Origin of the sequence: Brevibacterium marinum (assembly GCF_011927955.1) — a bacterium.
In the GTDB taxonomy this organism is placed as follows: domain Bacteria; phylum Actinomycetota; class Actinomycetes; order Actinomycetales; family Brevibacteriaceae; genus Brevibacterium; species Brevibacterium marinum.
In genome coordinates this window covers 326,872-350,582 of the sequence record NZ_JAATJN010000001.1, presented here as the reverse complement: position 1 = coordinate 350,582, position 23,711 = coordinate 326,872, and the positions used below count along the sequence as shown (strand labels likewise).

23 protein-coding genes are annotated in these 23,711 nt (G+C 64.5%); 12 read left to right on the top strand and 11 right to left on the bottom strand.

The window, feature by feature from the left end; genetic code table 11:
* The first annotated feature begins 30 nt into the window (after positions 1-30).
* Positions 31-1,323, top strand: a complete 1,293-nt coding sequence (locus tag BKA07_RS01500) for a flavin-containing monooxygenase (RefSeq protein ID WP_167949332.1) — start codon at positions 31-33, stop codon at positions 1,321-1,323.
* Positions 1,320-2,753, top strand: a complete 1,434-nt coding sequence (locus tag BKA07_RS01495; protein WP_167949331.1) for an aspartate ammonia-lyase — start codon at positions 1,320-1,322, stop codon at positions 2,751-2,753. Before BKA07_RS01500 ends, BKA07_RS01495 begins: the two co-directional genes overlap by 4 nt.
* Positions 2,754-2,789: 36 nt before the next feature.
* On the opposite strand, the gene BKA07_RS01490 is transcribed toward BKA07_RS01495, so the two are convergent.
* Positions 2,790-3,896, bottom strand: a complete 1,107-nt coding sequence (locus tag BKA07_RS01490) for a diaminopropionate ammonia-lyase (protein ID WP_167949330.1) — start codon at positions 3,894-3,896, stop codon at positions 2,790-2,792.
* On the bottom strand, positions 3,893-5,062 hold the full coding sequence (locus tag BKA07_RS01485) for an amidohydrolase (protein ID WP_167949329.1): 1,170 nt from the start codon (positions 5,060-5,062) through the stop codon (positions 3,893-3,895). The genes BKA07_RS01490 and BKA07_RS01485 overlap by 4 nt, the downstream gene beginning before the upstream one ends.
* A gap of 119 nt (positions 5,063-5,181) precedes the next feature.
* Between BKA07_RS01485 and BKA07_RS01480 the strand changes: the two genes are divergently transcribed.
* Both BKA07_RS01480 and BKA07_RS01475 read left to right on the top strand, forming a co-directional pair.
* Entirely contained in the window at positions 5,182-5,658 is a 477-nt protein-coding gene (locus BKA07_RS01480; protein WP_167949328.1) for an Lrp/AsnC ligand binding domain-containing protein, read from the top strand.
* A 118-nt stretch (positions 5,659-5,776) separates the two neighbouring features.
* Positions 5,777-7,291 carry an aspartate ammonia-lyase gene (locus BKA07_RS01475; RefSeq protein WP_167949327.1) on the top strand — a complete coding sequence of 505 codons (1,515 nt, stop codon included), beginning with the start codon at positions 5,777-5,779 and terminating at the stop codon, positions 7,289-7,291.
* Between the two features lie 31 nt (positions 7,292-7,322).
* Here the strand turns inward: BKA07_RS01475 and BKA07_RS01470 are convergent, their stop codons facing one another.
* The gene (locus BKA07_RS01470; protein WP_167949326.1) at positions 7,323-8,402 is read right to left on the bottom strand and encodes an NAD/NADP octopine/nopaline dehydrogenase family protein; all 1,080 of its coding nucleotides are present in this window, start codon (positions 8,400-8,402) and stop codon (positions 7,323-7,325) included.
* Between the two features lie 47 nt (positions 8,403-8,449).
* On the bottom strand, positions 8,450-10,027 hold the full coding sequence (locus tag BKA07_RS01465) for an AbgT family transporter (RefSeq protein WP_167949325.1): 1,578 nt from the start codon (positions 10,025-10,027) through the stop codon (positions 8,450-8,452).
* Between the two features lie 189 nt (positions 10,028-10,216).
* Here BKA07_RS01465 and BKA07_RS01460 point away from each other — a divergent pair, with 189 nt between their 5' ends.
* Complete coding sequence (locus BKA07_RS01460) at positions 10,217-10,879, top strand: GntR family transcriptional regulator (RefSeq protein WP_167949324.1); 663 nt, start codon at positions 10,217-10,219, stop codon at positions 10,877-10,879.
* A gap of 21 nt (positions 10,880-10,900) precedes the next feature.
* Here BKA07_RS01460 and BKA07_RS01455 read toward each other — a convergent pair whose 3' ends face one another.
* A complete protein-coding gene (locus BKA07_RS01455) occupies positions 10,901-11,680 on the bottom strand; it encodes an SDR family NAD(P)-dependent oxidoreductase (RefSeq protein ID WP_167949323.1) in 780 nt (259 codons plus the stop codon).
* 74 nt (positions 11,681-11,754) lie between these two features.
* On the opposite strand from BKA07_RS01455, the gene BKA07_RS01450 reads away from it, so the two are divergent.
* On the top strand, positions 11,755-12,705 hold the full coding sequence (locus BKA07_RS01450) for an AraC family transcriptional regulator (protein ID WP_167949322.1): 951 nt from the start codon (positions 11,755-11,757) through the stop codon (positions 12,703-12,705).
* Here the strand turns inward: BKA07_RS01450 and BKA07_RS01445 are convergent.
* On the bottom strand, positions 12,696-13,289 hold the full coding sequence (locus tag BKA07_RS01445; RefSeq protein ID WP_167949321.1) for a TetR/AcrR family transcriptional regulator: 594 nt from the start codon (positions 13,287-13,289) through the stop codon (positions 12,696-12,698). The genes BKA07_RS01450 and BKA07_RS01445 overlap by 10 nt on opposite strands.
* Before the next feature lie 94 nt (positions 13,290-13,383).
* On the opposite strand from BKA07_RS01445, the gene BKA07_RS01440 reads away from it, so the two are divergent.
* Together BKA07_RS01440 and BKA07_RS19470 are read left to right on the top strand one after the other, a co-directional pair.
* On the top strand, positions 13,384-14,424 hold the full coding sequence (locus tag BKA07_RS01440) for an NAD(P)-dependent alcohol dehydrogenase (protein WP_167949320.1): 1,041 nt from the start codon (positions 13,384-13,386) through the stop codon (positions 14,422-14,424).
* Between the two features lie 158 nt (positions 14,425-14,582).
* Positions 14,583-14,714 (top strand): hypothetical protein, encoded by a 132-nt coding sequence (locus BKA07_RS19470; protein ID WP_280712824.1) that lies wholly within the window; start codon positions 14,583-14,585, stop codon positions 14,712-14,714.
* A 71-nt stretch (positions 14,715-14,785) separates the two neighbouring features.
* Here the strand turns inward: BKA07_RS19470 and BKA07_RS01435 are convergent, their stop codons facing one another.
* Positions 14,786-15,463, bottom strand: coding sequence for a hypothetical protein (locus BKA07_RS01435; RefSeq protein WP_167949319.1), 678 nt, complete (start codon positions 15,461-15,463; stop codon positions 14,786-14,788).
* Positions 15,464-15,556: 93 nt separating this feature from the next.
* Entirely contained in the window at positions 15,557-18,604 is a 3,048-nt protein-coding gene (locus BKA07_RS01430; RefSeq protein WP_342448956.1) for a DEAD/DEAH box helicase, read from the bottom strand.
* Between the two features lie 160 nt (positions 18,605-18,764).
* On the opposite strand from BKA07_RS01430, the gene BKA07_RS01425 reads away from it, so the two are divergent.
* The gene (locus tag BKA07_RS01425) at positions 18,765-19,736 is read left to right on the top strand and encodes an alpha/beta hydrolase (protein WP_167949318.1); all 972 of its coding nucleotides are present in this window, start codon (positions 18,765-18,767) and stop codon (positions 19,734-19,736) included.
* Positions 19,737-19,792: 56 nt separating this feature from the next.
* Here the strand turns inward: BKA07_RS01425 and BKA07_RS01420 are convergent, their stop codons facing one another.
* Together BKA07_RS01420 and BKA07_RS01415 are read right to left on the bottom strand one after the other, a co-directional pair.
* Positions 19,793-19,963: a KOW domain-containing RNA-binding protein gene (locus tag BKA07_RS01420; protein ID WP_167949317.1), complete on the bottom strand. Its 171-nt coding sequence runs from the start codon at positions 19,961-19,963 to the stop codon at positions 19,793-19,795.
* A 120-nt stretch (positions 19,964-20,083) separates the two neighbouring features.
* Positions 20,084-21,007 (bottom strand): helix-turn-helix domain-containing protein, encoded by a 924-nt coding sequence (locus BKA07_RS01415; protein WP_167949316.1) that lies wholly within the window; start codon positions 21,005-21,007, stop codon positions 20,084-20,086.
* 218 nt (positions 21,008-21,225) lie between these two features.
* Here BKA07_RS01415 and BKA07_RS01410 point away from each other — a divergent pair, with 218 nt between their 5' ends.
* Together BKA07_RS01410 and BKA07_RS19660 are read left to right on the top strand one after the other, a co-directional pair.
* Positions 21,226-21,990 (top strand): SDR family oxidoreductase, encoded by a 765-nt coding sequence (locus BKA07_RS01410; protein WP_342448955.1) that lies wholly within the window; start codon positions 21,226-21,228, stop codon positions 21,988-21,990.
* Positions 21,991-22,068: 78 nt separating this feature from the next.
* Entirely contained in the window at positions 22,069-22,320 is a 252-nt protein-coding gene (locus BKA07_RS19660; protein ID WP_342448954.1) for a hypothetical protein, read from the top strand.
* Between the two features lie 86 nt (positions 22,321-22,406).
* Here the strand turns inward: BKA07_RS19660 and BKA07_RS01405 are convergent, their stop codons facing one another.
* Positions 22,407-23,150 carry a haloacid dehalogenase type II gene (locus tag BKA07_RS01405; RefSeq protein WP_245161794.1) on the bottom strand — a complete coding sequence of 248 codons (744 nt, stop codon included), beginning with the start codon at positions 23,148-23,150 and terminating at the stop codon, positions 22,407-22,409.
* 118 nt (positions 23,151-23,268) lie between these two features.
* Between BKA07_RS01405 and BKA07_RS01400 the strand changes: the two genes are divergently transcribed.
* A complete protein-coding gene (locus tag BKA07_RS01400) occupies positions 23,269-23,637 on the top strand; it encodes a hypothetical protein (protein ID WP_167949315.1) in 369 nt (122 codons plus the stop codon).
* Positions 23,638-23,711: the final 74 nt, after the last annotated feature.

The window sequence follows — 23,711 nt, the reverse complement described above, 5'->3', positions numbered from 1 at the left end:
CCACCGCGCGGCACCGACGGAAGGGTGTCCATGTCGAACACAGCCGCAGAAACCACCGAGGTCGTCGTCATCGGCGGCGGCCAGGCCGGGATCGCGATGAGCGAGCATCTCAGCGACAGGGGAGTGGCCCATGTCGTCCTCGAACGCGACCGCGTCGCCGAGGCCTGGCGCTCCCGCCGGTGGGACTCCCTCGTCGCAAACGGACCCGCCTGGCACGATCGTTTCCCCACACAGGAGTTCGCGGACACCGACCCCGACGGCTTCGCCACGAAGGGGCAGGTCGCCGAATACTTCCAGACCCTCGTCGAGGCCAAGGACCTCCCGGTGCGCACCGGGGTCAGCGCTACCTCGGTGACGGAGAACGAAGGATCCCGAGGGTTCCGAGTGACCACCGACGCCGGAGCTATCGACGCCGACTACGTCGTCGCCGCCACGGGGCCGTTCCAGACCCCGCGGATCCCTGAGATCATCCCTGCCGAGGCGGGATTGACGCAGATCCACTCGAATGACTACAAGAATCCCGAACAGCTCGACGACGGCGGCGTTCTCGTCGTCGGTGCCGGGTCGTCCGGCGTGCAGATCGCCGCCGAGATCCAGCGCTCGGGTCGGTCGGTTCACCTCGCCGTCGGTCCCCACGACCGTCCGCCGCGCGCCTATCGCAGCCGCGATTTCTGCTGGTGGCTCGGCGTGCTGGGCAAGTGGGACATGGCCACACCGCCGGCCGGAGCCGAGCATGTCACGATCGCCGTCAGCGGAGCGCAGGGCGGACACACCGTCGACTTCCGTGATCTCGCGAACTCGGGCATCACCCTGCTCGGCCGAGCGAATTCCTATGCCGACGGCGTCCTGCACATCGGTGACGACCTGCAGCGGAACATCGCCCGCGGCGACGAGAACTACCTATCGCTGCTGCGTGAGGCCGATGAGTACATCGAACGCAACGGCCTCGACCTGCCACCCGAGCCCGAGGCGCACATCCTCGGTCCCGAACCGGACTGTGTCAGCGCCCCGATCCGCGAACTCGACCTCGCCGCCGCGGGCATCCGGACCGTGATCTGGGCGACCGGATTCGGGGTCGACTACTCCTGGCTCGATGTCCCCGGCGTCCTCGACGAACGCGGATACCCAGTGCAGAAGCGCGGCGTCAGCCCTGTCCCCGGAATGTACTTCCTCGGGCTGCCCTGGCTGTCCCGACGCGGGTCGAGCTTCATCTGGGGCGTGTGGCACGACGCGAAGTACCTCGCCGACCAGATCGGCATCCAGCGGATGTACCGCGACTACACCCCGAGCCGCAGCGAACTCCTCGCCCGCGCCGTCTCATGACGCCGACGAGCACCGCAGCTGAGCTCATCCGCACCGAAACCGACTCCATCGGAAGCATGGAGATTCCCGCCTCCGCGTACTGGGGAGTCCACACCGCGCGGGCGAACGAGAACTTTCCGATCGCCGGGCGCCCGATCTCGGTCTATCCGAACTTCGTTCGCGCCTTCGCCTGCGTCAAGCAGGCCGCAGCACGAGCCAACCTGGAGATCGGGGCCCTCGACGAGCAGCGGGCCGCACTCATCAGCCAAGCCTGCGAGGAGATCAGAGCCGGAGCGCTCGACGATGAATTCAGAGTCGGAGTCGTCCAAGGCGGGGCGGGCACCTCGACGAATATGAACGTCAACGAGGTCGTGACGAACCGCGCGCTCGAACTGGCCGGTCGGCCCAAGGGCGATTACGCGTTCATCAATCCCAACGACCACACGAACCACAGCCAGTCGACGAACGACACGTACCCCACTGCGATCAAGATCGCGCTCGCCTTCTCGCTGGACAACCTGCTCGCTGAGCTGCGTCTGCTGGCAGAGTCCTTCGCTGCCAAAGGTCGCGAATTCGCCGACATCGTCAAAGTCGGCCGGACCCAGCTGCAGGATGCGGTGCCGATGACATTGGGACAGGAGTTCACGGCATTCTCCGTGACCCTCCTCGAGGACGTCGATCGTCTCCATGAAACGATCCCCCTCCTCGGCGAGGTGAACATGGGGGCGACGGCCATCGGCACAGGCATCAACGCCCCGGTCGGATACCAGGACGCGGTCGTCAGGCATCTGCGGGAGATCACCGGGCTCGACCTCGTCAGCGCCGGTGACCTTGTCGAATCGACGAGCGACACAGGCGTGTTCGTGACCTTCTCCGGTGCGCTCAAACGCAGCGCGCTGAAGCTGTCGAAGATCTCGAACGATCTGCGCCTGCTGTCCTCGGGGCCGCAGGCCGGATTCGGAGAGATCGATCTGCCCGCCCGGCAGGCCGGGTCGTCGATCATGCCGGGCAAGGTCAATCCCGTCATCCCCGAATCGGTCTCCCAGGTCGCGTACTCGATCGCCGGCGCCGACGTCACAGTGTCGATGGCCGTCGAGGCGGGGCAGCTTCAGCTCAACGCCTTCGAACCGATCATCGCCCACTCACTATTCCAGTCGGTGACGTGGCTCGAACGTGCCTGCCGGACCCTGCGCGTCAACTGCGTCGACGGAATCACCGCGAACAGTGACACGCTCGGGGACACCGTCGCGCGCTCCGTCACCGTGATCACGGCACTGGCCCCGGTCATCGGCTACGCCCCGGCTGCGAAATTGGCGAAAGAGGCTCTGGCCACCGGCGAGACGGTCGCCGACCTCGTGACGAAGCAGGGGGTGCTCGGCGCCGATGCACTCGACGAAGTCCTCACACCATCACGGCTGACCGGGATCCCGGCCGACCCGGAGATCGGATAGGGGTGCGAGTAGGAACACAGTGTGCGTGCGCTTTCCCTATCCCGCAGGCACCGGATTGGCATCCGACCCCTCGGTGACCGTGAGCACGATGATGCTCTCCGGTCCCACACCCAGATCTGCGCGACGCGACTGCGCCCCATCACCGGTCAGCGCCAGCAGTGCCCCGGCCAACGAGGCCGCACCACAGGGCCCGGCGGCCACGCCGAGCTCGGCCAAGCGGTGGGCCGCTGCGATGGTCTCCTGTTCGCCGACCGCTGCGGAGGCGTCGAGCCCCTCACGGATGAACGGCCAGGCCAGCGAGGACGGTGTGCCGCAATTCAGTCCGGACATGATGGTCTGCCCGGTCTCGACCGTGACCGGATGCCCGGCTGTCAGGCTCGGCCCCATGCAGGCAGCGGACTCCGGTTCGACCGAGACGACGGCGGTGCCGCGAGGGCCACTCTCACTGCGATAGTGCGCCAGGCCGGCCTGCAGCAGTGAGCCGACGCCCGTGGGCACCAGTACAAGATCGGGACCGCGCCGGCCCCCATCGGCCAATTGCGCATCGATCTCTTGGAACAGCGTCGAATAGCCCTCGACGATCCACCCGGGCACCTCTTCGTAGCCGTCCCACGCGGTGTCCTGGACGAGGACTCCGCCGGAATCGGTCGCGAACCGTGCAGCGGCGACCACGGTCTCGTCATAGTTGCCCGCATGCTCGACCACCTCGGCGCCTTCGCCGCGGATGGCGGCAACCGCATCGGGATGGATGCCGGCGGCGGGAACGAAGATCCGAGCCGCCCGTCCGGCCAGCCGCGCAAAGCGCGCCACGGCACGACCGTGGTTTCCATCGGTGGCAGTGATGACCTCCGCCGAGGTTGCTCCCTCCTCGGACCCGGCCCGTCCGAGCGCCCGATGGACCGCCCACGAGGCTCCGAGTGCCTTGAACGCGGGCAGTCCCAGCCGGGTCGATTCGTCCTTGGCGAAGACCCGCCCGACGCCGAGCTCCACTGCCAGCTCGGGCAGTTCGATGAGCGCGGTGGGCGCGTATCCGTCGAGGCTGCGGTGGAATTCGAGCGCCTCGCCGGTCTGGTCGGGGCAGGTCCACGCGGTGTCGCGGCGGTTCGTCGTCCAGTCGGGGTCCGTGATGTCTGACGTGGTCATGCTGTGGATCCTTTGCTCAGGCGTGAGCGCACGAGCTCGACATAGAAGTCGATGCCCGCGCCGAGGACGGAGTCGTTGAAGTCGAAGCCGCGGCTGTGCAGAGGGGCCGTGCCGTTCGCGGCGATGTCACCGGCGCCGAGGAACGCGAAGCCCGCCGGCACCGCCCGGGCGTAGGCCGCGAAGTCCTCGCTGGCGGTGATCGCCCGACACGAGCCGTCGACCCTGTCCTCACCGATCGCCGAGCTCGCCGCGGCGACGATGTGTTCGACGCAGGTGTCGTCGTTGATCGTCGGCCGGAACACGCGACTGTAGGTCACCGAGCAGGTGGCCCGGTGAGCGATGCCGATGCCCTCGGCGATCTCCCACATGCGGGTCTCGACGAGCGTGCTGTCGTCATCTGAGAAGGAGCGGACATCGCCGCGGATGACCACCTGGTCGGGGATCGCATTCCGCGCCCCGTCGGTGACGAGTTCGGTGCATGAGACGACCACGGAATCGAGGGGGTCGACGTCCCGGGCGACGATCGACTGCAGGGCGAGGACGGTTTCTGCGCCGATGACCATCGGGTCGATGACGAGATGCGGGGCCGAAGCGTGGCCTCCTCGTCCGGTGATGCGGATTTCGAAGTTGTCCTCGGCGGCCATGATCGCACCGCTGCGCACATGGATCTCTCCTGCGGGCAGACCGGGGATGTTGTGGAGTCCGTAGACGGCGTCGACCGGGAAGCGCTCGAGCAGACCATCGGCCAGCATCGCCTCGGCGCCGGTGCCAGGCTCTTCGGCGGGCTGGAACAGCAGATGCACCGTGCCGTCGAACTCATCGCCCTCGGTCAGCTTCGCCGCGGCGCCGAGGACCATAGCCATGTGCCCGTCGTGACCGCAGGCGTGCATGACTCCCGGATTCCGGGAACGGTGGTCCGCCCCGGTGCCCTCCTCGATGGGCAGCCCGTCCATGTCTGCCCGCAGACCGATCGACCGTGTGCTCGTGCCGCGTCGGAGCGTGGCGATGATCCCGGTGCCGCCGATGCCTGTGGTGACGTGCCAACCGAGGTCGGTGCACACCCGGGCGATGAACTCGGCGGTCTCGCCCACGTCGAACTCGGTTCCGGGGATCTGGTGGAGCTCTCTTCGCCAGCGCAGGGCAAGCGTTGCGGGATCTGTGCTCATGTCACGATGTTCCCGGAGCCAGGTGAATCATTTCAACGCGAATGGACAAAGTCAGACGCAAACGGACGACCTGACGCAAAAACATTGCGCGAAGATGCCGGGCGACGGACACTGGTGCAGTGGAAGCCTCATTGGATGAGATCGACATCGGACTGCTCGATGCCCTGCAGATCGACGCCCGTCTGCCTCAATCGGCCCTGGGCGCTCGGGTCGGACTGTCGACGGCGGCGGTGAACCGCAGACTCAAACGGCTGACCGAATCCGGAGTCATCTCCGGCACTGCGGTGACCGTGGCGCCGGAGAAGCTCGGACGACCTGTCAGGGTCATCGCACAGGTGGCGGTCGAGAGCGAGCAGCTCGACAAGCTCGATGCGCTCAGCTCCGTCCTCACCGCTCGCCCCGAGGTGCAGCAGTGCTACTACGTCGCCGGCGAATGGGACTTCATCGTCGTCCTTGTCGTCAAGGACATGGGGGAGTACACGGCGCTGACGCGCGAGCTGTTCTTCGGCAACGACAACGTCCGCCGCTTCAACACCCACGTGGTCATGGACGCTCCGAAGGTCGGACTCACCGTTGCGTTGGGCAAGAATCGGTGACTGATGTTCGGCGACTGGTGATCCGCGACAGGGTGAGGTGGACAGTCATGAGACCTTTTCCGCCACGCTGTGAACCTCTGTTGTCAGCGCTCGAGCCATGTGCAAGCCTGAAACCACTATGACTGAGCAGTTGACCGCACAGACCCCACCCACCCGCACCGAAACCGACTCGATCGGCAGCCTGGAAATCCCGCAGACCGCCTATTGGGGCGTGCACACCGCCCGGGCGAACGAGAACTTCCCGATCACCCGCCGTCCCATCAATGTCTACCCCGACTTCGTCCGAGCATTCGCCTGCGTCAAACAAGCCGCGGCACGCGCGAATGCCGAGATCGGGGCCCTCGACGAACGACGAGCGGGGCTCATCGACGCCGCCTGCGAGGAGATCAAAGCGGGCAGGCTCCACGACCAGTTCACCGTCGGCGTGGTCCAGGGCGGTGCCGGCACCTCGACGAACATGAACGCCAATGAGGTCATCACCAACCGGGCGCTTGAGATCGCGGGCCAGGCCAAGGGCGATTACGGCTTCATCAACCCCAACGACCACACGAACCACAGCCAGTCGACGAACGACACCTACCCGACGGCGATCAAGATCGCGCTCGCCTTCTCACTGCAGAACATGCTGAGCGAGCTCACACGTCTGGCCGATGCCTTCGCGGCCAAGGGGCGGGAGTTCTCCCACATCATCAAGGTCGGGCGCACGCAGCTCCAGGATGCCGTGCCGATGACCTTGGGTCAGGAGTTCACCGCCTTCGCGGTGACCCTGCGCGAGGACGTCCAGCGGCTCGAGGAAGCCGTCGCCCTCCTCGGCGAGGTCAACATGGGAGCCACTGCGATCGGCACATCGATCAACGCACCCCAGGGGTACAAGGAATCGGTGATCAGGCATCTGCGCGAGATCACGGGACTCGATCTCGTCACCGCCGGCGACCTCGTCGAATCCACCTCCGACACCGGAGTCTTCATCACCTTCTCCGGGGCCCTCAAACGCAGCGCACTCAAGCTGTCCAAGATCGCCAACGATCTGCGTCTGCTCTCCTCGGGACCTCAGACCGGCCTCGGCGAGATCAATCTCCCGGCTCGTCAGGCGGGATCGTCGATCATGCCGGGCAAGGTCAATCCCGTCATCCCCGAGGCGGTCTCCCAGGTCGCGTACTCCGTGGCCGGGTCCGATGTGACCGTGTCGATGGCAGTCGAGGCCGGTCAGCTCCAGCTCAACGCCTTCGAACCGATCGTCGCCCATTCCCTGTTCCAGTCGATCACCTGGCTCGAGCGGGCCTGCCAGACCTTCCGCGTCAACTGCGTCTCCGGCATCACCGCGAACGAGGAGCGCCTCGAAGACAGTGTGGCCCGGTCGGTCACCGTCATCACCGCACTGGCGCCGGTTATCGGCTACGCCCAAGCCGCGCAGCTGGCCAAGCAGGCCCTGGCCACCGATGAGAAGATCTCCGACCTCGTCGTTCAGCGCGGACTGCTCGAACGGGACGAGCTCGACGCACTCCTGAGGCCCGAACGGCTGACCGGGATGGGCACCGATCAGAACGTGACCACGGACCCCGACTCCGCCGAGGCGGTCCCCCGGGATGAGATGACCGGCGAGTTCGAGGCGGTGCCCGAATCGCAGGAGTGAGTGGGGCTCGCGCGTCTTTCGCCTGAAGGAGTCAGCGCACTCCGTTGCGGAAGACATCGAGTATGTCGTCCACCTCGGCGCCTGCGAGTCCGAGGGACTCTGCAGTACGGCCCTCGGCGTAGAAATCGACCCCGCACAGAACACTGCTGATGGCGATGAAGCCGTCGGTCAGCGGCATCGGCACACCGATCTGTCGCGCGATGGAACTCCAGACGACCAGCCCGAAGGGGATATCTTCCGTGAAGTATCGATGCGTCAGGGAGTCGGGTTCAGGAAATGCCTGTCTGCCGTATCCCTGTACGACCCGTTCGACGAATGAGCCCTCTGTGACCCCGTAGGCGTCGGCGAGGAACTGCCAGAACCCTGTGGTGTCGGTATGGAGAATCGACGACAGCGACAATCGCTCCTGATCGAGAGCATCAATGGCCTCGGCGATCCTCGGGGTCACGAGCTCATGCTGCGGCAGACGTTCAGAGTCTTCGACGGTCTTGAAGTTCAGCACTGCCGGTGGGACGTGATAGATCGGATTCGAATTGCTCAGACCGACCGCCAGGCTGTCGGCCGCCGGGCTGTAGTGCTCACCGAAGAAGGGGACGAGACGATCGATGACCTCCTGCGTCCTGCTGCTGGGAATGCTCGAGATACCGATCGAGTCCTTCACCGCACCGACGTAGACCTTCGCGGAGTCCTTGAGTCGGCACGTGTATAAGCTGGTCGCGCTCTCCGCGATGAGGCATGGCTGCCGGTCGGCCAGCGCGAAGTGGCGAGACAGTTCGACACCGCTGCCCAGAACTGTCGGTTGGAAGACGACGAGTTGATCGGGTTCCAGGGCAGAAGCGAGTGACTCGGAGAGGCCGGGGTGTGCGAACGCCGGCGCCGCGACCACCACCACATCTGCGTTCTCCGTGGCTGTGCCGATGTCGGTGGTGAACAGGTCCGGCATGCCGATGCCGTTGATTTCGCCGAACAGTTCGATCCCTCCTCGGTCCCGGATCGGCTGAAACTCCCTTTCCCATCGCGAGAACATTCGCACAGAATGCCCCAGCAGTGTCATATGCCCGGCGATCGTCTGGCCGACGTTGCCCGCACCGATGACGGTGATCGTTCCCATATCTGTTTCCTTTCGAGAGTCTCAGTTGTCGCGATTGAACGTATCCGTCATCGAACCGGCACCCCGGGGCCCAATGGGATCCCGATGAGATACCAGATGACGAAGAAGATGGACCAGACGATGAGCACTGCCAACGCCAGGGGAAGGGTGAAGGAGAGCATGGTTCCGACTCCGGCTCCCTTGCGGAAGTGCTGGACATAGCCGAGAGCGAGGACGAAGTATCCGTTGAGCGGCGTCAGGCAGTTGGTGACCGAATCGCCGATCATGAACGCAACCATTGCCGACTCGGGCCGCATTCCGATGTACATGACGAGTGGAACCACGACGGGAGCGAGGATCGACCACATTGCGGAGCCGCTGGTGATCAGCATGTTGAGCACACAGATGGCGAGAATGATGATGAGCAGCAGAACCAGATGCGGAGCGTTGAGCTGTTTGAACAGCGCGGCACCGTTGACACTGATGACCGACCCGATGTTCGTCCACTCGAAATAGGCGAGGAACTGAGAGACGACGAAGAACAGCACAAGGACCGGTGCCAAGGTTCGGATGCCTTCGGCCATTGCCGGTGGAACGTCGCCGAGGTTGGGGATCGATCGTGTGATTTTCCCGTAGACGATGCCGAGCAGTGCGAAGACCAGCGAAATGAAGATGGCGATGTTCTTGAGCACGGGCGACTGGATGATGCTTCCGCCTTCTCCGCGAAACGGCGAGCTTGGCATGAGCATCAGCGCGATCCCGACCGCGGCGACGACGAAGACGATCGCGGACACGATGAGACCCCGACGCTCCGCGGCGCTCAGCTCGACCGATTCATGATCCATGGACTCCGTATTGAACAGTCTGTCCGAGACCCGGAAGTCACTTGAGAGGCGTTCGGGTGAGAACTCAGGGCGGCGGCTGAGCAATTTGTCGACGACCACTGCGATGGTGATCGACAGCACCACCGACGACGCCGCGGTGAAGAAGTAGGTGGCGAACGGTGTGACGACATAGTCTTCGTCGACGATGTGGGACGCCGCCATCGACAGTGAAGCGCGAATGGCATCCGAAGGCGTGACGAGCGGGCTCGCATTGAATCCGACTGCCGTTGCCGCATAGGCGACCATGAGACCGAGCAACGGACTCCGTCCGGCAGCACGGAACGCCAGGGCGCCCAGTGGGATCATCACGAGGTACGCAGAATCCGACATGACGTGCGCAATCATCGAAGCGAAGGCGATCGAGAAGGTCAGCCAAGCTTTCGGAAGCCTGCCCACCGTCACGCGCAGCAGAGCCGTCAGCATGCCGCTGCGCTCTGCGACGCTCACGCCGAGCAGGACGACGACGATCATGGCCAATGGCGGGAACGTCGCGTAGTTCGTCAGGGCGTTCTCGATGGCGAAAAGTGCACCATCGATTGAGAAGAGGTTGTTGACGGCGACTGTCTTCCCGTCAGCGGGCAGAGTCACCGAGACTCCGAGGCCCGCCAGGAGCGCGCTCGTCGCTCCGAGTACGAGGCAGAGAATGACGAACAGCCAGAACGGATGCGGAAGCTTGTTCCCTGCACGCTCGATCGAAGTCAGAGCGCGATAGAAACGGTTGTCCGGGTTGGCAGCCGTCTGGTCTTCCGTGGTGGTTGTCATTGGAGCCCTTCCGGTGAGGCGGTGTGCACTTCATTGTGTGAGGCCTTCTCAGGCGCAATATCAGAGCGGTGTATCCGTAAAGTATCCGGCTGATATATAACAAGGATGGTAGAATGGCACAGATCGGAAGTCAACTCGTTCTTCGACTGAGGCGAGTCTCAGCACAGTGAACTGAAAGGTTGTTCGGCGGTGACAAAGACTTCAATGGCCGATCAGGCTTATGCGCAGCTGAAGAGAGACATCGTGAAAACGACGCTGCGTCCTGGCACCATGATCTCGGATTCGGCGATCGCCGAAGAGTACGAGATGAGTCGCACTCCGGTTCGGGAGGCGATCAACAGCCTGCGTCGCGAGGGGCTGGTCGTGGTCATGCCTCGACGAGGCACGTTCGTCAAGCCGATCGATTTCAGCGAGATTCAGGATCTCTACGCCCTGCGCAAAATGGTCGAGCCGGAAGCGGCCGTTCTTGCTTCGGAGCGTGCCTCATCGGCTGAGCTCGAAGATCTGGCGGAGTTGAGCGAACTGAGCACCGACCCATCCGTCGAGAAGCATGTGCTCAATGAGCGCAACGGGCAGCTCCACGTCCGGATCGCCGAACTCTCCGGTGTTCCTGTGCTTGCGAAAACGGTGCGCTCGATCCATGAGGAGATCGAGCGCTGCCTCAATCTGCGCAAAGAGCTGGGGCGCCCCTACAAAGCAGTCAACCACGGCCGGTTGGTCGACGCCATCGAAAGCCATGACCCCGGCGTCATCCGCGATACCGCTTTGCAGGGCATCGAACGTGCCCGGTCACATATGATGACGGTCCTCACCAGCCATTCGGGCTCTGCTTCTGCTCTGTACCAGGAGTGATGGCAGGCGTCCTGCTGCCGCTCACCACGGCACCGTTCCCTCATCGCTGGTGAAGGTTCCTGTCGGGCCCTGTCTCCCGCGCAGTGCCACGGCGACGATATGAGCGGCACCCTGCTCAACGGTCCTCGTCCCCTGGAAATCGTTGAGTGCCGTCGCCGTCATTCCCGGATCGACCGTATTCACCGGAATCCCCTCGGGTTCGAGTGCCGTGGCGAAGGCGAGGGAAACCGCGTGCAGGGCGGTCTTGGTCACGGAGTAAAGGCCGAACATCTGCCGATGCGGGTTCTGCGGATCGGCGTTGGCAGCCAGTGAGCCACCTCCGCTGCCGACATTGACCACGCGCGATCCGGGTGTGGAACGGAGCAGCGGAAGAAGAGCCTGAGTGAGGGCGATGACTCCGAAGACATTGATCTCGTACATGTCTCGCACGGTCGACAGAGGCGCAGTAGTGAGCAGCCCGGACCGCGCACGCTCCTGCAGCGGAGTGTCTCGATCGCCGAGGAAGGACACCCCGGCGTTGTTGACCAGCAGATCGAGGCGCCCGAATTCCGTCTCGATGCGATCTGCGGCGGCAGTGATGGAGGCGTCGTCGGTGACATCGAGGTGCAGGGCGACGGTGCCGGCACCGATCTCAGCAGCGGCCCGACGTCCGCTCTCCTTGCTGCGGGACCCGAGGAGGACGGTGAAACCGGCGGCAGCGAGATCTGTGGCGACCTGCAGACCGATTCCTCTGTTCGCGCCGCTGACGAGGGCGACTGGGGTTGATTCGGTGGGTGCTGTGGCAGTGGTTTCTGTATTCATGTGTCCTACTCTGCCGCCTCCAGCTCGTACGAAGAATAATGCAGAGTCCACAAACAATGCTCTATAGTTCAGGCATGGCTGTCGATCATTTCTCAGAAGTGCTCGACCTCATCGCGGTGCGCGGTGTGGTCTCGGGCGGTGCTGCCGTCACCGGTCGGTGGTCGGCGGAATCGGACGTCGACGAAGAACTGAAATTCTGCGCGATCGTGCGCGGTCAGGCCCTGCTGGACACCGACGGAGTCGACTCGCCGATCACGTTGGCCGAGGGTGAGGTCGCGATCCTCAACGCCCGATCGTGGCTGTCACTGCGCGGAGGCACCGGTGATGGGGCGCTGACAGAGGTGCCGCAGCCGTCGAACGGCGAGATCACGCGCCTCGACGATTCTGACTCTGAGGCTTCGGACATCTTCATCGGCGGTCGGATCGACCTCGACGTCGCGGGCCACGAACTCCTGCTCGATGCGCTGCCGCCGGTGGCCCACATCCGCGCCTCGTCGCCATCGGCGTCTCGTGTCAGCGGCACCATCGATCGTCTCTTCGACGAGATCACCTCGGCGCGCCCCGGAGCGGACTTCGCCGTTCGTGAGTACAGTCAGCTGCTCATCCTCGATGTCCTGCGGGCCTTCGTCGACGAAGTCGCCGTCCCTTCCGGGTGGCTGAGACTGCTGGCCGACGAACGGCTGCGGCCCGCTCTCGACCTCATCCACGAACGTCCCGAGGTCGCGTGGGGTCTCAACGATCTCGCCCGAGCATCGGCGATGTCACGCACGGCATTCGCGGTTCGCTTCCGTGAGGTCGCCGGCATGCCGCCACTGACCTACCTCGTGCGGTGGCGGATGCTGCTGGCCAAACGCGAGCTGCGCTCGGCCGACTCGAGAATGCGACTGCTCGCCCTCAAGCTCGGGTATTCCTCGGAGAGCTCATTCAGCTCCGCGTTCAAGCGCAATGTCGGCGAATCTCCGCACAGGTACCGGACGCGCATGCTGGCTCAGCGCGCCCCGACGACGCCTGCGGCTCACGTCTGACGCGGGCGCATCGCCTGGCCGACGCACTCGCGCAGCAGGGCGCGGCGGGAGGCGTGCACCTCGGCGGGTTCGCTGCTGTCGGCGGCATAGACATTGCTCACCGGTGACCACGCCATCGACATCGCGATGACCATGGCCATGATGTCGAACGGATCGCCGTCCCTGACCCGGCCCGCGGCCTGAGCTGCGGCGATCGCTGCCAGTTTGTGCTCATCGTGGTCATCGTGTGATTCGGCGAGGTGGCCCGTCGGCCGTCGCTCCAGTCGCGTCCATGTTGCCAAGCGGATGAGATCCGGGCGGCGAAGGTATTCGTCGTAGAGGCGCACGGCCCAATCGGCCAGGTCCTCGGCGTCGATGGGCGCCGTGTTGGTGATGCTGTCCAGGGAATCGAGGAAGATGGCGTCGAAGAGCTGTCCCTTATCGCCGAAGTAGGCATAGAGCTGGGCCTTGTTCGTCCGCGCCGCGGAGACGATTCGATCGACCCGCGCACCGGCGATCCCGTGCTGGGCGAATTCCTCGGTGGCGGCGTCGAGGATGCGTTGGTAGGTCGCCGCCCCGCGGCGGGTCTGAGGCTGTTCGGGCATGCGGCCACCGTATCAAACAGACCAGTTGGTTTGCATTGCTGAGTCGGCGGGTCTACGCTGAATAGACCGAATAGTCTGTTTGAGGAGATCTGTGATGCGAACGACCACTGCCTGGCATGCCGACCCGGAAGGGCTGAGGCCAGCGTCGCTCGAACGGCGGGAGCTGCGACCGGACGACATCGCCGTGAGAGTCGACTACTGCGGGCTCTGCCACAGTGACCTGCAGACTCTGCATGATCACGACGGCCACTCACCCCTCGTCCCGGGGCACGAATTCACCGGTGTCGTCATCGAAGTCGGGCCTGAAGTGACCGCCTTCTCCGTCGGTGACAACGTCGCGGTGGGCAACATCGTCGACTCCTGCGGGCAGTGCCCCATGTGCCGGGCGGGACAGGAGAACTTCTGCCACTCGTTTCCCACTCTCACCTACGGCGGCAGGGACCGTGTCGACGGAACGACGACACTGGGCGGTTTCTCACGGGAGTACGTCGTGCGCGAAGACTTCGCCTACCGACTCCCTGTCGGTCTGGACCCGGCGGCAGCCGCACCACTGATGTGTGCGGGCATCACCGCCTGGGAGCCGCTGCGGGCGCTGGAGGTCGGGCCGGGTGCACGTGTCGCCGTGGTCGGCCTCGGCGGCCTCGGTCATCTTGCGGTCAAGTTCGCGGTCGCACTCGGTGCCACCACGACGGTGATCAGCCGCACGCAGGACAAGGCCGAGGACGCCCACCGCCTCGGCGCACACGGGTTCATCGTCTCCACCGACCCTGCGCAGATGGCCGATGCACGGGAGAACTTCGACCTCGTCATCGACACCATTTCGGCACCACACGACCTCACGGAGTACCTCAAAGTGGTCGGGCTGGATGGGACCCACAGCGTCCTCGGGTACCTGGGCGCGGTCACCGTGGAGGTCACCGACCTGCTCATCGGTCGGAAGAAGCTCAGCTCTGCCGGCAGCGGCGGTCGGCCCGCGACCGCCGAGATGCTGCAGTTCTGCGCCGACAACGGGGTCGTCCCCGAGGTGGAGGTGCTGCCGTCGGCGCAGGTCGACCGGGCGCTCGACCGGTTGGAGAGGAACGACGTGAGATACCGGTTCGTCCTCGATATGTCTGACCTGGATGGGGCCGTCTGATTTTCAGTCGTCTCCACGTACGACAAGAGCTGATCCGCGAAATGGCAGGCAATCCGACCCTGGTGACTCTTGATCGTCCTGAGGAGCCCTGCGGTCGGCAATGGTCGGGGTCTCCGGGCTGAGCCGGCGCGTTCCGGTCTTGTCATCGGTGTAGCCATATGACCACACACGACCTCCTGCCGGCCCAGGCAGAGCCGGTCTTCACCAAGTCCGTGTCGTCACACGATGCGCCGACCTGTGCGCATATGAAGCACAACTCCACGATCCACTATCGCAAGATGTACCACTGATCGGCTCTTCGCCTCGACCGCGAGTGAGCTGCAGGTCGGGGCGGTGCCCCTTCAGCCGGGCAACGATCGCGCTAACGGGCATCGTCACCGGCATCGTCGTTCCCAGCCGTGGCCCCGGGCTCGGCCTCATCATCGTCGCCCGATGCCTCATCCTTGCTGGTGCGGTCGAAGAGGACGAAGAATGTCGCTCCGGCCAGAACAAGTCCGGAGGCGACGATGGCGATCGGCCCGATCTGGAACGGCACGACATCGTGAAGCAGTCCGCGCACAGTCGAACTCGGATCCGCCAGGGTGGCGGCGACGAAGATCGCCACCAGGACCGAGATGCCCACGGCGGCGACCTTGTTCCATGCGCTTGTGCTCCGTCCGGCCAGCAGGCTACCGGCCTTGATGATCCGGCCCGTTCGCAGAATCCGCAGGGCTCCGATGAGGCGAATGAGTCGGAACAGCTGGACCGGTCCCAGAGCGAGAACGACTCCGAGGACGACGAGCACGGTGAGCGCCACCAGCCACAGATGACGTTTGAACCAGGCGAGCCTGTCGGGCGTGACGGCCAGCAGGATGAGCGTCTCTCCCACGAGCACCAGCCCGGAGAGGAGATTGATGACCCGGCCGGCATCGCTCCACGGCCCGGAGAGGAACGTGAGGAAGACTGCTGGAATCGACACCAGAGCGGCAACGAGAACCGGCACAGCCAGGCGTGCCTGCCAGCGCTGTTCCCGGTCCGCTGCTTGTGTGTCATCATCCATGTTCACTATCAGAATAGTCGGTCGTGGCGACCTCCGCCGTTCTCGGACGACGTCTCTCGATTCCGGTCTGTTCATACGCAAACCTCGGCGAGGCTACCCCTCCAGCAGCCCCCGGATGTCGTCGGCCGTGACCGTCTGGCTGAAGGCCTGACCGCTGGGTCCGCGTCCTTCGAACGTTCCGCCGTTGCTCATCAGTGAGTCGAAGAGCTCGGCCTTCTTCCTCTGCAGGGCCAGCACCTTCTCCTCGATCGTGCCTTCTGTGACATATCGATAGACCATCACGTTCTTCGTCTGCCCGATCCGGTGCGCGCGGTCGATGGCCTGATTCTCCGATGCGGGGTTCCACCACGGGTCCATGAGGAAGACGTAGTCCGCCTCGGTGAGGGTGAGGCCGAACCCGCCGGCCTTGAGGCTGATGAGGAACACGGGGGCCGCCCCAGATCTGAACTCCTCGACGACGGCCCCGCGATTGCGAGTGGAGCCGTCGAGGACCACGTAGGGCACACCTCGGCGATCCAGGTCGTCGGCGATCTTGGTCAGGAATGAGGTGAACTGGCTGAAGACGATCGACCGGTGTCCTTCGGCGAGCACATCGTCGAGTCGCTCCATGAGTGCGGCGAGCTTGCTCGACGGCACCTCGGAGTGTTCGGCATCGACGATGCTGGGGTCGAGGGCCAGCATCCGCAACAGTGTGAGTGAGCGGAAGACGATGAACCGCTGTCTGTCGTAGTCGCTGTCGATGAAGCCGAGGATCTTCTTCCGCTCCTTCTGCAGCACACGATCGTAGAGCTTCCGGTGGGCCGAATTCAGCTCGACGGTGATGACCTGCTCCTGCTTCTCCGGCAGGTCCGCGGCGACGAGATCCTTCGTCCGCCGCATCATGAATGGCCTGATCCGCTTCTGCAGGCGCACCATCCTCCCGGGATTCTCGCCGCTCTCGATCGGTCGCACGTATTCCTCGTCGAAGCGATGTGCGCTGGGGAAGAGCCCGGGTGAGGTGATGGACAGGATCGACCACACGTCGCGCAGTGAGTTCTCCAGCGGTGTGCCCGTCAGGGCCAGACGGAAGCCGGCGGTGACCGACTTCGCCGCCAGGTGGACCTGGGAGGAGCTGTTCTTCACGAACTGTGCCTCGTCGAGGACGAACCCGGCCCAGTCCAGCCTGGAGATCGGGTCCTCCTCCAACCTGAGCATGGCGTAGGACATGACGATGACATCGGCACCGTCGACCACCTCGGCGAGGGCGGTCTTCCTCTTCTGCGTCGATTCCGCGACGACGCGAACGTCGAGGTCAGGGGTGAACTTCGCAGCCTCCTTCACCCAGGTGTCGACCACCGAGGTGGGAGCGACGACGAGGAACGGCGGCAACGGCCGGCGCGCGTCCGAGTCCTGCGGCCGGGTGCCCGTTGACCATGCGTGCTCGGTCTTGGCATGGGCGATGAGCGCCAGGGTCTGCAGGGTCTTTCCGAGACCCATGTCGTCGGCGAGGATCGCGCCCAGGCGGGATCGGTAGAGCAGCGCCAGCCACCGAAATCCCTGCACCTGATAGGGCCGCATGGTCACGCCCAGCGGCGGCACTTCGGTGGCCGGGAGGTGCTCGAGATCGGCGAGGGCCTGAGCGGACTCCCGCCAGGACCGGGCTGGTTCGGATTCGTCGGCGAGGTCCTCGAACTCGGACCACAGACCCACATGGAGGCGGCTGATCTTCGGGGACTCGGGCTCCCATTCGGGGATGAGATCGGCCTCGGAGAGCAGGGCCTTGATCCTGTCGAAGACCGGTTTGTTCAGCGACAGAAATGAGTCGTCGGAGAGTTTGATCTTCTTGGTGCCGCGGGCCAGAGCCTTGAAGAGCTTGACGAAGGGCACCGGGTGGCCGTCGACGGTGATCTGGAAGCCCAGATCGAACCAGTCGTTCTTGTCCGACTCGACCGAGGTGATCTTCACGTTCGGTTCGCCGCCGAGCTCCCGGTACGGCTGCTTCTTCCCGCGGGTGATGACCTTGACATGCTCGATCTCCTCGAGCTCGGGCAGAACGTTGACGACGAAGTCGGCGGTGTCCGCGTCGTGCAGGTCGGTGTCGATCGGGGCGCTCAGTGCTGAGCCGTCCTCATGCGCCGAGGTGAGGATGCGTGTCACCTGCTCCATGACGCCCGACTCATGGGTGAAGTCCCGGTTGTCGGGGTTGGCGTTGGTCGTCGAGTTCGTCGCGAGTCGGAGGGGCAGTGTTCGTCGTGGGCCCGAGTACTCCCAGTACCAGCGGATGGTGAGGTGATCGGCGGCCCCGTAGGTGAGGAACAGGACGAGCCTGGGGTCGCGGTAGCGGGGAAAGGCCACGGAGTCGTCACTGCTGACCACCTCGGCGGTGGTGCGCAGCTGCGGGTAGTACTCCTCGAAGAACTCCTCGGCCTCGTCGTTGGGGATGGTGATCGGTCCGGGAGCATTGAACACCGACAGTGCCGATTCCGTCGTCGACTCGGCGGCCGGGGCCAGGGTCACGGTGAAGCTCGAACGGACGTCGACGCCGAAGAATCCGTGCGTCCAGATCGGTTTGATGAGCCCGGGGGAGAAGTCGCGTTCGTCGATGGTGGCGCGCGGTAGGACCCGCAGCTGCCCCTGCACGCGGTTGACGTCGATGACCGCTTTGGACTGCCGGCCGATGTGGATGCCCATACCCTGATTGACGCCGACGAACTCGATGCCCAGCTCCGCCCCTCGGGCGAACATCTGCCACAGCAACGGAGTGTGAAAATCGCCGAGGTTGTACGGCGCACCGTCGGGTGTGAAGTCCGTCTTGTCCCGGGTCCGCAGGCCGGCCAGCTGGGAGAACCACTCCTGATGGCGAGGGTCGACGCCGAACTGCCGGGCCATGCGATCGATGTTGCGCCAGGTCAGCGACTTCTTCACCCAGTTGCCGGAGTCGCTGAGGATGAGTGGGCGGATGGCCAGACTGGGGTCGGCTCCCGGGGTGACCTCGTTCTTGGTCAGGAGGTTCGAGTGCTTCGGTTCGAACCAGGTGCGGGCCACGACCTCGACGAGCTCGAATCCCAGGGCCACGGGCGTATGGGCCTGCGGAACCGCCTCGGCGAGTGGGGCGAAGGCCTCGCGCCAGTCGGTGGGGATGGCTGGTCGGTTCTCTGACACGATGCCATCTTCTCACTGATGGCTGACACGATTGCACACGCCGGTTTCGGCTGGCCGGAGGACTGCAGCATGCTGCCCAACGGGGGCCGGTGCGGATCCGTTCCCGTAGAGTCAGAGTACAGACATCGCCGCGAACCGACCTGGATCAGAGAGGGCCACTATGGCAACAGAGGTTACTCGGAACAGACCGCCATTCGATCCGGAGTTGGCGGCTGTGCTCGACGCGGCGGGTGAGCCGGTGCCATCGACGGTGACTGCCGAGATGATTCCGCTGATGCGCGAGGCGGGTGTGACGATATCGATCGACGACGTGCTCAGCGGACGCAAGGTCACCCACCGTGAGATCATCATCCCGGGGTATCAGGGCGCCGACCTGGTGGCGTCGGTCTTCGCCCGAGAAGACCATGAGAACGTCGGCCCCGGAATCTTCCATACACATGGAGGCGGCATGATCATCGGTGATCGTTTCACCGGAATCGACGTGATGCTCGACTGGGTGGAACGATTCGATGCTGTATGCGTCTCCGTCGAGTATCGTCTTGCACCCGAATTCCCGGACCCGTACCCCGTGGAAGACTGCTACGCCGGTCTCGTCTGGACGACTGACCACGCCGATGAACTCGGTATCGATGCCGAGAGACTGCTCATCGCCGGTGGGAGCGCCGGAGGCGGACTGGCCGCGGGTGTCGCTCTGCTCGCCCGCGACCGCGGTGGCCCGGCTCTCTTTGCTCAATGCCTCATCTATCCGATGATCGATGATCGCAACGAGACGATCTCATCGCATCAGATCGATGGCGAAGGAGTGTGGGATCGCACCAGCAACTTCACCGGCTGGGATGCTCTGCTCGGTGATCGTCGCGGAACTGAGGACGTGTCGATCTACGCTGCACCGTCGCGGGCGACAGACCTGAGCGGACTGCCGTCGGCATACATCGACGTCGGTACGGCAGAGGTATTCCGCGATGAGGACGTCGCCTATGCCTCACAGATCTGGGCGGACGGCGGAGTCGCCGAGCTGCATGCGTGGCCCGGCGGCTTCCACGGCTTCGACATGATGGCACCGGACACTGCGCTTGCCCAGGCAATGAGAGCCTCTCGGACCGCTTGGCTGGCGCGCATCCTCGGCGACTGATGCTCGAGATCGATCTCTGACCGCCGTCTCAGCGACATCAGCACGCGAAGGGTCCCTCAGCTGGAGAACAGCTCGATCTCGTCCGGGTCGTAGTAGTTCTGTGCGGTCCCGCCGACGTGCACAAGGTACTTTCCCCGCGTCTCGTCGAGGTAGACAACGGTGCCGACACTGCCTGTCATGACGCTGCCGGTGATGGTGACGGTGTCACCGATGCTGAATTCGTCCATGCCTCAGTGTAGACATCCCATGTTCGAGGCGCATCGATGCCGCCCTGCCGTGCACAGCCATCGAGACTCATCTCCCGCAAGGCCCATGCACCGCTGAAATCGCGCCAGGGGCGGCGGGCATCAGCGCTCGATGCGCCCGCTGGGACTGGCGATATCGCGTCGCACGCCTGTGTACGAATGGTCTTCGTGGGCGAGTGTGTTCAGCAGAGTGAGGGCATCGGCGGACGGTTCGTCGGCGGGAAAGTAGACCTCGAGCCGGTGATCGGGCGTGTCTGCCTGAAGCCAGACCTGGAAGTCGACGATCAATTCTCCGACGAGCGGGTGCTGGAAGCGTTTGGTTCCCCCAGTGCACTCTTTGACTCTCCCCGAAGCCCACAGGGCTGCGAAGTCGGCGTCCTTCATGCAGAGCTCTCCGACGAGCTCGGCCAAACGCGAGTCCTCAGGATACTTGCCGCTGATGAGGCGAAGGTAGGCGACGTAGGTGCGCGCTTCTGCTTCCCAGTCAAGGTGAGCGCCTCTAACCTGGGGATCGAGGAACAGCAGCCGCGGCAGGGAGGGGCGCGTGCGAGGATCGCTGGTGTCGAAGGGCAGGTGCGGGGCCAGGAGTGCGTGGCCGGCCGGCGTCCATGCCAGTGCATCGTTGCGTCGGCCCAGCAGCACGGCCGGATGGCTCTCGAGGGTTTCCAACATCGCCAGCGACAGCGGATGGGCACGCTCGGGCCGAGTACGCGGCGTCGCCTTGGTGCGGGACGGCCTGGCCAGATCGAGCAGATGTTCGGTCTCGGTCTGCGACAAGCACAGTGCCCGGGCGATCGCGAGGAGAACCTCGTCGGAGGCATTGCGGGCCTGACCCTGTTCGAGGCGGACAAAGTAGGCGACAGAGACTCCGGCCAGCTGGGCGACTTCTTCGCGCCGCAGACCGGGCACCCGTCGGCGCCGCCCCCAGCCTTCGATGCCGGCTTCTGGCGGGCTCAGCGCATCACGACGAGACTTCAGGAACTCGCCGAGGCTGCCCGAACCGCCCGTGTGGGTTGGTCTGCTCATAGGGCCCAGCCTACGCGCGTGTACCGCTTCGAACGTATCCCTGTCAGTGGTACGAATGCCGGTCGCACGCTCATTGAGGGGCTGGCTGGTCGCCTGCCTGTCGATGAGACTGGGCATAGGCGCCGCTCGCGACCGTGCGACGACGGTACGCGCGGGGCTGCCCGGCCGCCGAATGACGGCGGCTCACCCGATTCCCCGTTCTGAATTCAGGAGGACACATGGAGGACTACCGCTCAACCGCGCTCGTCGTCGGCGTCAACGGCATCGTCGGCTCAGAGATCGCGCGCAAGCTTGCCATCTGCGACGACTGGGATGTCTATGGACTGTCGCGTTCGGCACACGAACTGCCACCGAGGGTGCATCCGGTTCTGGCAGACCTGCAGGAGCCTGAGAGTGTGGCCCAGGCTCTGAAGGACCTCCGACCGACTCATGTCTTCCTCACCGCGTGGTCACGGCAGGAGACCGAAGCTGAGAATATCCGCGTCAACGCGGCCATGATGAGCAATCTTTTCGACGCACTCGCCCCAGCCGGTTCGGTCAGGCACGCTGCTCTGATGACCGGGCTGAAGCACTACATGGGTCCGTTCGAGGCGTTCGGTACCGGAGAGATGCGTGAGACCCCCTTCCGGGAGGAATCCCAGCGATTGGAAACACCGAACTTCTACTACGCCCAAGAGGATGAGGTCTTCGCCGCAGCCGAGCGCGATCACTTCACATGGAGCGTCCACCGGGCCCACACGGTGACAGGGCATACGGTCGGGAATGCGATGAACTTCGCGTTGACCTTCGCGGTGCACGCAGCGATCGCCAGAGAGTCGGGCACCCCGCTTATCTTCCCCGGCACGGAACTGGTGTGGAACTGCCTCACCGATATCTCCGATTCGCGGATCGTGGCTGATCAGATGATCTGGGCGTCGACGACCCCCGGCATCGGCAACGAAGCGTGGAACGTGACCAACGGTGAGATCTTCCGCTGGCGCTAGCTGTGGCCTCGCCTTGCTGATGCACTCGGTGTCGATTGGGAAGGTCCCACCGAGGAACCCAAGCCGCTTGTCGAACAGATGGCTGGCAGAGAGCAGGAGTGGGTCGACATCGCTGCCAAGTACGGGCTCAAGGAGGACCGGCTCGATCGTGTGGCCTCGTTCTGGCACACCGACAGCGATCTGGGAATTGAGGTCGAGGTTGTGGCTGATATGACGAAGAGTCGGCTGGCGGGGTTCACAACCTACATCAGCACCGAGCGGGCGTTCCTCGAACTCTTCGACCGGTACGAAGCAGACGGCCTCGTGCCGCCTCGTCCGCGCAGATCCTGATCACTGTCCTCACTCCGATGAGTTCGGAAATACCGATGAGCCTCGACTGATCAGGTGGGAGTGAAGGACGGCTGCGGTGGCCGCGCTCAGACGATCTGGTCGGCGAGATCCTCGAAGTCCTCAGCCACCACATCCCACGGACCATCCGGGACGAGATCGCTTGTCTGATTCGGTCCGTGTTCGGTGGCTCTGCGCACGAAGACGGTGCGGAGTCCGACGTCGCTCGCGGCGGCGAGGTCACTGTTGTGCGCGGCGACCATGGCCACCCGATCGGGTGCAAGTCCGAGGATCTCCACGGTGCGCAGGTAGGCGGCCGGTTCGGGCTTATAGGCACCGGCAACCTCGGCGCCGAGGATGGCATCCCACGGCAGTTGCGCGCGTTTGGCGACGTCGAGCGCCAGGCGAACATTGGCATTCGACAGCGGAGCGATGATGAAACGGTCTTTCAAGCGTGTGAGACCGGGCACGGAGTCGGGCCACGGGTTCAGTCGATGCCAGGAGAGATTGGCCTCGTCGAGAACAGGCGGCGGAATCGTCGCTGGATCGACACCGAGCCGGTCGAGTACGGTCTCGAGATTCTCCCGATGGAGGACATCGAGGCGTGTGAACGCTCTGCTGCCGTTGCGCACACGCTCCATCGACGGCTGGTACTCCGCGCGCCACAAGTCCGCGAACTCTCGCGGGTCCACGGTCGGCAGGTATTCGGCCAGGAGGGTCGCAACCTCGGCGGCCATGCTCTCACGCCAGTCGACGACCGTTCCGAACATGTCGAAGACCAATGCCTCGACGCCCTCCAACCGCGCACCCATCGCTGCCCTCTTCCGCTTCATAGATCGGGCGTGAACGACGAATTCTCGTCGGTGCGCACCCGAAAGGACTGTTGCGATCACCGTAGCCCTGACGGCGCCGACAGTCACACTGTCAGTGCTGCGCGCTATCCTTGGCGGCATGGATGAGAACAACGAGGTTCACACGGAATTCTTCGACACCTACACCCGGGCCCTGATCGACCGAGACGCCGCCGCGATCGCCGACCACTACGCGGTGCCGGCGCAGATCGAATTCCCCGGGCAGCGGATCGCGGTCACCGACGCGAGCCAGACTGAAGGCTTCTTCGCCGGTGCGTTCGGTCAGTACGAGGGGGTGACGGACATCGATGCCACCGTCGAGGTGGTCGCCGCAACCGGGTACAGCATCTGGGCCGATGTCACCTGGCGATATCACGGCGGTGCCCCCGACGAACGGAACATGTACCAGCTCGTGCGCACCGAAGACGGCTGGAAGATTGCCGTCCTCACTCCGTTGACGCTGGAGTGAGGACGAACCTCTCTATGTGCTCGCTGACCCTGCAGGGCATCCGTTCTGCATCTTCGTCGCGTCATGACGGACCT